This window comes from Burkholderia sp. BCC1996 (assembly GCF_905339955.1).
Taxonomy (GTDB): domain Bacteria; phylum Pseudomonadota; class Gammaproteobacteria; order Burkholderiales; family Burkholderiaceae; genus Burkholderia.
On the sequence record NZ_CAJPHM010000002.1, the window covers coordinates 183,161 to 195,288 of the forward strand.

Consider the following 12,128-nt stretch of genomic DNA (forward strand, 5'->3'; position numbering starts at 1 on the left):
TGAGAGTTGACGCGGCGAGACGCGCTCCGGCCGCATTTATCAGCTCATCGGGGAGCCCGGTTGGTCAAACAATGCGGACTATGTATGGAAGCGCTGGTGCGAGCTTAATCAAACGACGAAATCCGTAGGTTATTTCTAGATCCATGGCATGAGCACCGCATAGTCGTCGGCAGTCACGACGGTGGTAACTTCGCGAACAGCCAGCCATTGCGACCGGCGACGAACGGCCCGAATTGAATAATCGATCGTAAATGCGTTCACCATGACCGTTGAAGAAGCAGCAAAGTATCTCTTCGTGAGTTGCGCTCATATCAACATGCTGCTCGCCCACGGGAAACTGATGGAAGTTTTGCCGAGAAACCCTTCTGGTCAGTTCGACATCGACCTCGCTTCCGTACAAGAGTACCGAGCGAGAAGAGACGCCGGGGCGCGAGCGTGGCTGGATTCACAGACCGAAGAAAACGACCCGCTGGGATGTTGAGAGCATACCGGCACCGGGTATTCGACATCGACCTCACGATTTCCATGGCATACCGCCGGGAGGCTGGTGCTCCGCGAAGAACCAACCAGACGCCATAACCTCGAGCTCGCTGAGGTATGGAACGGCGCCCGCCGACAAGTCACGTCCGACGAGCTGCGTTTTTCGTACGCCGACCAGTCATTTACGACCTTACAAACTGCTACTGAGCCCTATTACACCACTCAACATGACTTCGACTATGGGGTGCCGACGACTTTATGCCTAGGTCGTAGCAGTTGTGAAGAATGACGCGATCTCTTCATCACCGATATCTGCGCAATCGCCTATTGTCGGGGATCCCATCCGGTTTTGTACTCTCGGTCTTGGCTGCCGCATATCTTCCCAATTCGACTGACGCACTACTTACCGCGCCGACATCATTGGAGGAGCGTCTAGCACACTGCTCTCAACTGTAGCGTCTGCCGTAGAGACATTCGCCACCGAGTTGGGAAACCACTGCAACCCGTGCCAACGTGAATCGCTCACACGCGTTGCGTGTCCTGATCCGGCGTCGACGTCAGCCACTACCGTCCGGTTCTTGGTCGCGAGTCCGAGATACCGCGACGACACGTCCAGCAGACATCCAGCAAAATCAACCATCATTTCGTTGTTTCCCCTGCATTCGTATAAGCAAGATATTCATCAAGCTGCGCACGGCGTTAGCGTCGCCTGCGTCGCTGCAATCTGAGTAATGTTCGGTACAGCCACCATTGCGCCAACCTCGTCGCGCTGCTCGCCGAAGGCGTCGAGCAAATAATCGGTCAATCTGCGCACCCGCGCGGGGAGATTGCGTCTGGACCGGTAGACGAGGCAGGCTTCCAGTGGCGCCACCTGCCACGCATCGAGCACGCACACGAGTTCGCCGCGATTGAGCGCCGCTTGTGCGAGCTGGTTGGGCAGGATTGCTACCCCCTCGCCGTCGACGGCCGCCGCGAGAAGCGCATGAGGACAATTCGTGCGCAGCGCCGCGCGCGGGGCAAGCGACACACACTCCCCGGATGCTTCATGGCTGACCGTCCACACCGAATGCTGTGCCCCCGTCGCGAGGCAAGCCTCGGCAGGCACATCGAGCGGGTGAGCGAGATCGTTGGTCCGTTCGAGCCAGGCAGGACTCGCATAGAGCCCGAAAGGCACGTCCGCGAGTGCTCGCGCGATGCACGACGACGGCGCCGAGCGACCGACGACGATTGCGAGGTCTGCAAGATCGCCGAGCGTGTCGGCCAGGTGGTCGACGCGCCGTACGTCGACCCGTACTTTCGGCCAGGCGCGCATGAAGCGGACCAGGACGGAAGTGAGGCGGGCGGTATCGAAGATTGCCGGCACCTCGATGCGGACGTTACCCGCGCAATCGCCGGCTTCGTCGCTGCCGGTACGCGCGAGGTCTTCATAGGAGGACAGGACGCCCGTGACGCGCTCGAGTACCGCATGGCCCGCCGTGGTCAACGCGACGCGGCGCGTGGTCCGGTTGAAGAGCTGCACACCGAGCATCGTTTCAAGATCCTGCACCGCGCGGCTCACCGACGGTACGCCAATATTCGTGGCGTCCGCCGCCCGCGTGAAACTGCCGTGGTCCGCCACTGCCTTGAATACCTCCAGCGCTTTCAGACGCTCCATATCGACCTCCGATCATTGATTGGCTTGCATGGAGCAATGTTGGCGGGGAGACGCGCATCGGGCCAGTTACGACTTGTTAAGCGTTGCTAAGTCGGCGCCCGGATCCGTGCCAAGCTTCGTCGGCTGGAACAAAGCGGTTTTTTTAAGATCTTTTAAGGGCGCGTACTGCGCTTCTGCGCAATGATTGGCTGTTTTTGCGTCAGTGTGCGCGACCAGCGCACCGTATTGGCCGACACTCAACCCGCGCGATGACGCTCTCGATGACCGCTCCTTACAGCCTCGCGTTCGGCCCTTTTACGCTGCAATTCCCGCAACGAGTCCTGCTCAAGGACGGGACGCCGCTGAAAATCGGCAGCCGCGCGCTCGACATTCTCGTCGTACTTGTCGAGCATGCGGGCGCGCTGGTCTCGACGCGCAATCTGTGCGACAGCGTCTGGGTGGACAACGTCGTCGAGGAAGGTGCGCTGCGCGTGCATCTGTCGGCGCTGCGCAAGGTGCTCGGCGACGGACCGGACGGTGTGCGTTACATCGTCAACGAGACCGGACGCGGCTATCGTTTCGCCGCGCCCGTTACCCGGGCCGAAGCAGCGGACCCTGCCGCACCACGGCCTCATCCGCACGCAGTGCAGCCTTCCACCGGGTCCGAAAGCGGTTCACGCAGTCTGCCGGTCACGCTCGCTCGCGTGATAGGCCGCGAGGACGTCATCGCAGGTCTGACTGACCACTTGCCCGAGCGACGCTTGCTCACCATCGCCGGCCCGGGAGGCATGGGCAAGACGACCGTGGCCGTCGCTGTCGCGCATCGCTTCGCCCAGCGCACCGGCATGCGCGCCGTGTTCGTCAATTTCGCGCCGGTCTCCGCGGCCGCGAGCGCGGCCAGTACGATCGCGTCGGCGCTAGGTGTTGCCGTCCCGAGCGGCGATCCGGTGCCCGATCTTGTCCAGGCGCTTGGGGCGTCGCCGGTGCTGCTGGTGCTGGATAACTGCGAGCATCTGATCGATGCCGTTGCCGTACTCGCCGAGCAACTGCTGCAAGGCGCGTCCGGCGTGCATTTGCTGGTCACGAGCCGCGAGCCGCTGCGCGCGGAAGGCGAATCCGTCCATCGCCTCGCCGCGTTGCCGTCGCCCGACACTGACGCAGGCGTGAGCCTCCACGACGCCGTGCAGTTCCCGGCGATCGCCCTGTTTCACGACCGCGCACGCGCCGCCAATGACCGGTTTGCGTTGAGCGAGGCGAATCTGGGCCCCGTGATCGATATTTGCCGACGGCTCGACGGTATCCCGCTCGCGATCGAGTTTGCGGCGGCGCGCGTCGGCTTGATGGACGTGCATTCGATTGCAGCGCGGCTCGACGACCGCTTCGCGCTACTCACGCAGGGCCGCCGCACGGCACTTCCGCGCCAGCAGACGCTGCGCGCGACGCTCGACTGGAGCTATGAATTGCTCCGGCCGGAGGAGCGCCAGGTGCTGCGCCGCCTCTCAGTCATGCGGGCTGCCTTCGGCATAGATGCCGCTGCGGCTGTCGCGGCCAGTGGCGACGTCGATGACCTCGCCGCCTTCGACGCCGTCACTGGCCTGATCGCCAAGTCGCTGATCGCCTGCGTAATCGACGATTCGGACCATCCCTATCGACTGCTCGACACGACGCGCCATTACGCATATATGCGACTTGAAGAGGCGGACGAACTCGATGAAGCGCGCCGCCGTCATGCGTTGTACTGCTGTGCGATCTTTGCCGACCCCGTGGCGGCGTGGGAAGGCAAGGCGCCGCGTCAGTGGCTCGCGATTCACAGCCAGCGAATCGACGACGTGCGAGCCGCTTTTGATTGGGCAGCCGGCCAGGATGGCGAGCCGAAGCTCGCGATCGACCTGCTCATCGCGACGGCGCCGCTGTGGTTCCATCTTTCGCTCCCTCACGAGTTCCTCGGGATGGCCGAGCGCGCGATCGCCGCGGCGGAAAACTCGGATCTGGCGGGTAAGGAGCAGTATATCGAGCTGCTCGCCGCGTACGGTCACGCGCTGTGGCACACGCGTGGGCCGACGGCGGACATGGCGAACGCGTTCGACGCCGCACAGGCCGCCGCGCAGCGCCTCGGCGACGACCGGCTCGCATTGCGCACGCTGTGGGGCGTGTGGGCGCATCGGACGCTCGCGGGCGCGTATGCGGAAAGCCTCGAACATGCGCGTGCGTTTCGCGCTGCCGCCGCGCGGACGGGCGATTTTGCGACGACGCAAACCGGCGAGCGGATGTGCGCGTTGTCACATCACTTCCTCGGGGACCACGATATCGCGCGGGCGCTGATCGAAGGGGTGATGGCTCGCGACAAGGACCCGGTGCGCGCGACGCACGCGAATCACGCGCAGGTCGACGCGCATATCGCTGCGATTTCCATTCTGATGCGCATTCTGTGGCTGCAAGGCGAGACCGACGCGGCGATGGCGCTCGCGCGCGACTGCGCGACGGAGGCGCTGGCGATCGATCACGATCTGACCGTCTGTTATGGGCTCGCGATCGGCTCGATCGCCGTCGCGACATGGGAAGGTGAAGTCGCGCTCGCGCGCGAATGGACCGCACGGCTTCGCGAGCGCACGCGCCGGCGCGGTCTCGCGTATTGGGACAAATGGGGCGAGGGCTTCGAGGCCATTCACGAAGGGAGACCTGTCACGCCGGACGGCGCAACCCCGATGCAACTCGAAGTGTTCGCGCGCGCTGGCGACGCAGGGAGCGCAAACGCATTGATCGAAGCTGGACGGGGGAACACGCCGTCGTGGTTACAGGTGCATTTGCAGGAGGCTGCGGCAATGCGCGGTGTGCAGACCTGAAGCGACGGTAAATCGGCTCGAAGCGTGCGTCACTAGCCTGAACGCTTTGCTGGACACGGGCTTAACGCCTCTTAGCAACGCTTAACTGTGGCTCGTGCGGGAATCCGATGAAAATTTGTTCTGTCGACGGCCAACGGTGCCGGATCGACAAGCAAGCCTTACTCATCGGAAACTGCCCCATGGATGATTTCACGTCTGCCCGTCCGCCCGAAGACGCCGCACCGGGCCTGATCAGATCCGCAGACTCGTATCCGGTCCTCGATGCGGAAACGCAATCGTTCCTCGACCATGCCACTGAGGCAGGGGTTCCGGCAGCGCGTCTGCGCGAATGGGCAAACGGCGATGCTACGGATGCGATCCACGCCGAAGAAATCGCGCTGAAAGCTGGCGCTGCGGATCCGGGCTTCACGATACGGATCGTACGACCGCCGCAGGCGGCGCCCACTCCGCTGCCCGCCGTGCTCTTCCTGCCGGGCAGCGTGAGCTTCGCGGGTGGCCAAAGCGACAACCGGCTCGCGCGCAGGATTGCCACCGACGCCGAGGCGGCCGTCGTGCTCGTCGATTACACCTCGGCACCCGCTGCGTGCTTTCAGACCCAAAACGAGCAGGCATTCACCGCGCTCGTCCATCTGCACGAGCACGCACGCGCATTGAATCTCGACGCAGGCACCCTTATCGTCGCAGGCGAAGGCACGGGCGGTCATCTCGCCGCCACCCTCGCGCTGCTCGTCAAGGCGCGCCGTGGCCCCCGTATCGCGCTTCAGGTCATGCTGTGTCCGACGCTTTCCACAAGCCCGGCGGGCGCCTCGGCAGCGAAATACGCCGACGGTCCCGGCTTGACCCCACACACCGGGCGCATGCACGCACGGACGCGCTTTTCGTCAGAAAACCTCGGCGAAATAATCGCAATGCCGCTAAACGCGAGTTACACGGACCTCGAAGACCTGCCTCCCGCGCTGATCGTCACAGCCGAAAACGATGTCGCACGTGACGACGGCGAAGCCTACGCCCGCAAGCTGATGCTCGCCGGGGTTCGCGTAAGCGCGGTTCGCTGCCTCGGCACGATTCACGATTTCACGGTACTCGACGGCCTCGCCGACACGCCGCCTACCGAGGCTGCATTGCGATTGGCATGCGGCACGATCCGCGCGACGCTACGCGGACACTGAATATGGGACAGATCGATATGTCCGTTGACTGCATTGACGAACGCCACAGCTCAACCTTCCCATCCCCTCAGGAAATCGAGTAGTAGACCGCGATGCCTGCGGTAGTCATGCAGTCGAGGTTCTGCACTGTCTTGAGGAAGCTGCGCAGGGATGCACCGTCGACAGAACTGGGACTCTCGTCGCTCGTGTATATCGCGACTCTGTTATGGATAGGCGTGCGCCTTTTTGAGCGCAGACGACGGCCGGGCCACCGCCCTCCGAAAGTCGACGCGCGCAGACGGCCATCTTCGAGCAACTGCTGCGTGCCGGTCGATCAGTCGCCGGCGCAGTCGTTCAACCCGGATGCCCCGTGAAACCATGACCGGCATCCGAGGCGTCATAATCGCGAAATAAGGCATAACGTGTCCAGGTGGACAACTTATGCTCAACGGCACAGACTTCCCCGGATAACCCTGGAAGCGAATCTGGTGGGCCCCCCGGGAGTCGAACCCGGCACCAACGAATTATGAGTTCGCTGCTCTAACCAAGCATGAGCTAGGGGCCCAGACGGGAAGCAACCGGTGCTACACGCCACCCCGGCAACGAAGCCGGGCCGGCATTGTAACAACAAAGCCGCTAAAGAGGACAAACGCCACCGGCATCACGCGGATACCGGCGGCGTTCGCAAGTGAGACGCTGGAAATCAGTTCCCTTCGAGGAACGACTTCAGCTTGTCGGAACGGCTCGGGTGACGCAGCTTGCGCAGCGCCTTGGCCTCGATCTGACGGATCCGCTCGCGGGTAACGTCGAACTGCTTGCCGACTTCCTCGAGCGTGTGATCGGTGCTCATCTCGATACCGAAGCGCATCCGCAGCACCTTCGCCTCACGCGGCGTCAGCGAATCGAGCACGTCCTTCACGACGTCGCGCATGCTGGCATGCAGCGCGGCATCCGCCGGCGCGACCGTGTTGTTGTCCTCGATGAAGTCGCCGAGATGGGAATCGTCGTCGTCACCGATCGGCGTTTCCATCGAGATCGGCTCCTTCGCGATCTTCATGATCTTGCGGATCTTGTCTTCCGGCATCTCCATCTTCTCGGCGAGCGTTGCCGGATCCGGCTCGAGACCGGTTTCCTGCAGGATCTGCCGCGAGATGCGGTTCATCTTGTTGATCGTTTCGATCATGTGAACCGGAATACGGATCGTGCGCGCCTGGTCCGCGATCGAACGCGTGATGGCCTGGCGGATCCACCACGTCGCATAGGTCGAGAACTTGTAGCCGCGACGGTATTCGAACTTGTCCACCGCCTTCATCAGGCCGATGTTGCCTTCCTGGATCAGGTCGAGGAACTGCAGGCCGCGGTTCGTGTACTTCTTCGCGATCGAGATCACGAGACGCAGGTTCGCCTCGGTCATTTCACGCTTCGCCTGACGCGCCTTCAGTTCGCCGGCCGCCATCTGGCGGTTGGTTTCCTTCAGGTCCTTCAGCGGCAGCACGACGCGCGCCTGCAGGTCGATCAGACGCTGCTGCTGCTCGCGGATCGCCGGAACGTTACGCGACAGGACCGCGCTGTACGCGTGGCCTTCGGCCGCGATCTTCTCGGCCCAGTCGAGATCCGTCTCGCTGCCGGGGAAGCGCGCGATGAATTCCGAACGCGGCATGCCGCACTTGTCGACGACGATGTGCAGGATCTGACGCTCGACCTGACGCACTTCGTCCACTTGCGCACGCAGCGTGTCGCACAGACGCTCGACGGTACGCGCGGTGAAGCGGATCGTCATCAGTTCGGTCTGGATCGTTTCCTGCGCCTTCAAGTAGGATTTCGACTTGTAGCCTTCCTTCTCGAACGCGCGGCGCATCTTGTCGAACCACTCGCTGATCTGCGAGAACTTGTCGAGCGAGGCGCGCTTGAGGGCTTCGAGCTGGGCGGCATTGGCCGACGCCTGAGCGGCACCGTCGTCTTCCTCCTCTTCCTCTTCTTCCTCTTCCTCTTCGGCTTCCTCGTCCTCGTTCTCGATCGCTTCCGCTTCCTTCGCGGAGAAACCGTCCGTATCGGCGGAGTCCGAAGCATTCGGATCGAGCAGGCCGTCGACGAGCTCGTCGACGCGGATCTCTTCGTTCGCGACGCGCTCGGCCATCGCGAGGATGTCGGCGATCGTCGTCGGGCACGCGGAAATCGCCATCACCATGTGGCGCAGGCCGTCCTCGATCCGCTTCGCGATCTCGATTTCGCCTTCGCGCGTGAGCAGCTCGACCGTGCCCATCTCGCGCATGTACATCCGGACCGGATCGGTCGTGCGGCCGAATTCCGAATCGACGGTCGACAGCGCGACTTCCGCTTCTTCCTCGACTTCATCGTCCGACGACGCGGCCGGCGCGTTGTCGTTCAGGAGCAGCGTTTCCGCGTCCGGAGCCTGCTCGTAAACCGCCACGCCCATGTCGTTGAACGTGCCGATGATGCCTTCGAGGGCTTCGGTCTCGGTGAAGTTGTCCGGCAGATGGTCGTTGATTTCGGCATACGTGAGGAAGCCGCGCTCCTTGCCGAGCTTGATCAGCGCGCGCAGTTTCACGCGGCGCTCTTCGAGCTCCTCGGCCGTGCCGGGCGTGCTCGTCGCGAACGCTTCCTTCAGCAGCGCCTTTTCCTTGGCGCGACGATCGCGCACCTTGGATTTGCCCGGGGCAGCCGCGGCTGCGGGCTGCTCGTCGCTCTGATTTGCGTCGTCATCGACGGATACTTCGTTCAGCTTTTTGGTCATGGAGTTCGCCGTACCGGCTATATCGACTCGCGGCTGCTGGACGACAGCCGGTTGAACCGTAGGTGCATGAGTAGTACGTACTGCCGTTTCGTCCGCGGCGGCAGTCGTGTCCCTTGCGCTTTTCGCACTTGCCCGCTTCGCCGCCGGCTGGGCCGGCCCGGAGTCGGGTCTGGCGGCAGCCCGTGTTCTGGCTGCCGGCGCCGGCGCAGCCTGAGCAGTGCCGGCCGCGGTTTTCTTTCCTGCAGGGGCTGACGTGGCTGAAGACGTTGTCCTGGTGGAAGAAGCAGACTTGGCCGCTGTGACCTTGGTGGTCGGCTCCGTCGAGCCCTTGCCTGCTGCTTTCTTTCCGCCTGTCGTCTTTGCCATCGCGAATCTCGCCTCTGCTTAGAAAACAAACCGCTGGAAACCTTATATTATAGCACGCTGGGGCGCCCTCTCTCAGCGCCCCGGCCGCCTACAGCCCGAGCCGACGTTTCATGTCGGTTCGCTGCTGGTTCAATTCCGTCAATTCGGCCAGTTCCTCGGGTGTGAAGGTCGATTGCCGCGCCAGCCGATCGAGCCGGTCGCAGCAGGCGTCATAGCGCATCTTGAGCACCGCGGCCTGCAGTTCCTCCCCCGCGATCCGTTCCTGTTCACGCTGCCGCTCGGGCACCGTCTCGTCTTCCGGATTCTGTAACAGCAAATCGCGGACGTTTTCATCATAGTCCAGAATTTCGCGGAAGATTTCCTCGTAAGTCGCGCCGTTCGAGGAGGTCCGCAGGACATCGGACAGCAGCCGGAACTCCGCGCCGTCGCCCAGCGCACGCGCATGCTCGACGACTTCGGCGAACAGCTCGCCGATCCGCGGCAGCGCGCGCAGGGTCGCAAGCTGTTCGTCGTCGAGCTGCGACGCGATCCGCGGATGCATCACGAGCGTGCGCAACGCGCGCTTTTCGCTGTCCGTCACGCGCCGCCGCTCGCTGCGCGCGGGCGCCTGGCGCGGCGGCGCCGCGATGCGCGCATCGACGTCCGACAACCCCGCGACTTCCTCGAACGGGATATCGAGACGGTCGGCGAACATGTGCATGATCTGCGCGCGCAACGCGTTTGCCGGCAGCGCCTGCAACAGCGGCTTCGCGTCGAACAGCGCCTTCGCGCGACCTTCCGGCTGATCGAGCGCCTTGCCCGCAATTGCTTCGTTCAACAGAAATTGCGACAGCGGCATCGCGCGCTCGACCTGCTCGGAGAACGCGTCCGCGCCGAATTCGCGTACATAGCTGTCCGGATCGTGCTCGGCCGGCAGGAAAAGGAATCGGATCGTCCGGTTGTCCGCCGCATGCGGCAGGCACGCTTCGAGCGCGCGGCGCGCCGCGCGCCGGCCGGCCGAGTCGCCGTCGAAGCTGAAAATGACCGTGTCGGTCTGGCGCAGCAACTTCTGCACGTGGATCGGCGTGCATGCCGTGCCGAGCGTCGCGACCGCGTTCGGGAAGCCGAGCTGGGCGAGCGCGACGACGTCCATGTAGCCTTCGACGACCAGCACGTACTTGCGCTCGCGGATCGCGAGGCGCGCCTCGAACAGCCCGTACAGTTCGCTGCCCTTGTTGAACAGCGGCGTTTCCGGCGAATTCAGGTACTTCGGCTCGCCGCTGCCGAGCACGCGTCCGCCGAACCCGATCACCTGCCCCTTCACGTTGCGGATCGGAAACATGATCCGCTCGCGGAACCGGTCGTAGCGTCGCGCCACGCCCTGCGCGTCGGTTTTCTCGCTGACGATCACGAGCCCCGATTCGACGAGCGAGTCGTCGCGATAGTCCGGGAACGCCGTTTCGAGGTTCTGCCAGCCGTCCGGCGCATAGCCGAGCCCGAAGCGCGCGGCGATCTCGCCGGTCAGGCCCCGGTTCTTCAGGTACTGGATCGCGACGGTCGCGCCACGCAGTTGCTTGCGGTAGTAGTCGCACGCGGCGGACATCACGTCGGACAGCGCGGTCGCGACCGATTTCGACACGGGCGCCGGATAGTCGCCGCCGCCCCCACCGCCGCCGCCGCGCATCGACGGCTCGTGCGGCACGGTCAGGCCGACCGACTGCGCGAGCTCCTGCACGGCTTCCGGGAACGTGAGCCCCGCATGCTCCATCAGGAAGCCGATCGCCGTGCCGTGCGCGCCGCAGCCGAAGCAGTGATAGAACTGCTTGGTCGGGCTGACGGTAAACGACGGGCTCTTCTCGTTATGGAACGGGCACAACCCCATGAAGTTGGCGCCGCCCTTCTTGAGCTGCACGTACCGGCCCACCACGTCGACGATATCGACGCGGTTCAGCAAATCCTGCAGGAACGAATGCGGAATCACCGTGGGATCGAGCGAAAAAAAGACAATACGACGCTCCGGCGCACGCGCATGCGACGCGCCGGGAAGCGGGTTTTACTTCGACAGCGCGGCCTTGACCTGCGCGGAAACGGCCGTCATGTCGGCGCGGCCGGCGAGCTTGCCCTTCAGCACGCCCATCACCTTGCCCATGTCCTGCGGGCCGGCTGCGCCGGTTGCCGCGACCGCGGCCTCGACTTCGGCAGCCACTTCGGCGTCCGACAGCTGCGCGGGCATGTAGGCGCCCAGCACCGTCAGTTCGGCCTGCTCCTTCGCGACGAGATCGTCGCGGCCGGCGGCCTCGAACTGGCTGATCGAGTCCTTGCGCTGCTTGATCATCTTGTCGATCACCGCGGTGATGCCCGCGTCGTCGAGGGTCACCCGATCATCGACCTCGCGCTGCTTGATCGCGGCCATCAGCAGGCGAATCGTCGCCAGACGCTCGCTTTCCTTCGCGCGCATCGCGGCCTTCATGTCTTCGCTGATCTGCTCTTTCAAACTCATCTTGCACCCGGGATGGAAACGTGACTTCGACGCCCGCGAACGGGCGTCAACACAAAAACCCGCTTGGGACTAAGTCTCAAGCGGGTTGCTCGAATCCGGCATCGGCGACTCGCGGCCCCGGAACGAGGCCGATCGTGCGGAGGTCGCCGGTGCGCCGCTCAGCGAACCGCGCGGCGCTCAATCGTTCAGTACAGCTTCTTCGGCAGCGTCTGGCTGCGAATCCGCTTGTAATGACGCTTCACCGCAGCAGCCTTCTTGCGCTTGCGCTCGGCGGTCGGCTTTTCGTAGAACTCCCGCGCACGAAGCTCGGTCAGCAGACCGTTCTTCTCGATCGTGCGCTTGAAGCGACGCATGGCGACTTCGAACGGCTCGTTTTCTTTAACGCGAATGATCGTCATGATCCGACACGAATAAAGGTTTGCAG

Annotated in this window: 8 protein-coding genes and 1 tRNA gene; 3 read left to right on the forward strand and 6 right to left on the reverse strand. The window is 63.6% G+C overall.

Annotated elements, in window-relative coordinates; genetic code table 11:
• Positions 1 to 262: 262 nt before the first annotated feature.
• A complete protein-coding gene (locus U4Z64_RS02900; protein WP_321809787.1) occupies positions 263 to 481 on the forward strand; it encodes a hypothetical protein in 219 nt (72 codons plus the stop codon).
• Positions 482 to 1,162: 681 nt separating this feature from the next.
• Here the strand turns inward: U4Z64_RS02900 and U4Z64_RS02905 are convergent.
• The gene (locus U4Z64_RS02905) at positions 1,163 to 2,134 is read right to left on the reverse strand and encodes a LysR family transcriptional regulator (RefSeq protein WP_044845281.1); all 972 of its coding nucleotides are present in this window, start codon (positions 2,132 to 2,134) and stop codon (positions 1,163 to 1,165) included.
• A gap of 248 nt (positions 2,135 to 2,382) precedes the next feature.
• Here U4Z64_RS02905 and U4Z64_RS02910 point away from each other — a divergent pair, with 248 nt between their 5' ends.
• Together U4Z64_RS02910 and U4Z64_RS02915 are read left to right on the forward strand one after the other, a co-directional pair.
• Positions 2,383 to 4,956 carry an ATP-binding protein gene (locus tag U4Z64_RS02910; RefSeq protein ID WP_235879203.1) on the forward strand — a complete coding sequence of 858 codons (2,574 nt, stop codon included), beginning with the start codon at positions 2,383 to 2,385 and terminating at the stop codon, positions 4,954 to 4,956.
• A gap of 179 nt (positions 4,957 to 5,135) precedes the next feature.
• A complete protein-coding gene (locus tag U4Z64_RS02915) occupies positions 5,136 to 6,125 on the forward strand; it encodes an alpha/beta hydrolase fold domain-containing protein (RefSeq protein ID WP_321809786.1) in 990 nt (329 codons plus the stop codon).
• Positions 6,126 to 6,590: 465 nt separating this feature from the next.
• Here the strand turns inward: U4Z64_RS02915 and U4Z64_RS02920 are convergent.
• The 5 genes from U4Z64_RS02920 to rpsU form a co-directional block, all read right to left on the reverse strand.
• Positions 6,591 to 6,669 (reverse strand) — tRNA-Ile (locus U4Z64_RS02920).
• 138 nt (positions 6,670 to 6,807) lie between these two features.
• Positions 6,808 to 9,225 (reverse strand): RNA polymerase sigma factor RpoD, encoded by a 2,418-nt coding sequence (gene rpoD, locus U4Z64_RS02925; protein ID WP_082088531.1) that lies wholly within the window; start codon positions 9,223 to 9,225, stop codon positions 6,808 to 6,810.
• A gap of 88 nt (positions 9,226 to 9,313) precedes the next feature.
• Entirely contained in the window at positions 9,314 to 11,185 is a 1,872-nt protein-coding gene (gene dnaG / locus U4Z64_RS02930) for a DNA primase (RefSeq protein WP_124486423.1), read from the reverse strand.
• A 72-nt stretch (positions 11,186 to 11,257) separates the two neighbouring features.
• A complete protein-coding gene (locus U4Z64_RS02935; protein WP_257770406.1) occupies positions 11,258 to 11,704 on the reverse strand; it encodes a GatB/YqeY domain-containing protein in 447 nt (148 codons plus the stop codon).
• Between the two features lie 185 nt (positions 11,705 to 11,889).
• Positions 11,890 to 12,102: a 30S ribosomal protein S21 gene (gene rpsU, locus U4Z64_RS02940; RefSeq protein ID WP_006479415.1), complete on the reverse strand. Its 213-nt coding sequence runs from the start codon at positions 12,100 to 12,102 to the stop codon at positions 11,890 to 11,892.
• Positions 12,103 to 12,128: the final 26 nt, after the last annotated feature.

Bases quoted from the DNA above. Each gene is read 5' to 3' on its own strand.
- U4Z64_RS02935 (WP_257770406.1), bottom strand. From the start codon at position 11,704: ATGAGTTTGAAAGAGCAGATCAGCGAAGACATGAAGGCCGCGATGCGC.
- U4Z64_RS02905 (WP_044845281.1), bottom strand. From the start codon at position 2,134: ATGGAGCGTCTGAAAGCGCTGGAGGTATTCAAGGCAGTGGCGGACCAC.
- U4Z64_RS02900 (WP_321809787.1), top strand. From the start codon at position 263: ATGACCGTTGAAGAAGCAGCAAAGTATCTCTTCGTGAGTTGCGCTCAT.
- rpoD (WP_082088531.1), bottom strand. From the start codon at position 9,225: ATGGCAAAGACGACAGGCGGAAAGAAAGCAGCAGGCAAGGGCTCGACG.
- rpsU (WP_006479415.1), bottom strand. From the start codon at position 12,102: ATGACGATCATTCGCGTTAAAGAAAACGAGCCGTTCGAAGTCGCCATG.
- U4Z64_RS02910 (WP_235879203.1), top strand. From the start codon at position 2,383: ATGACGCTCTCGATGACCGCTCCTTACAGCCTCGCGTTCGGCCCTTTT.
- U4Z64_RS02915 (WP_321809786.1), top strand. From the start codon at position 5,136: ATGGATGATTTCACGTCTGCCCGTCCGCCCGAAGACGCCGCACCGGGC.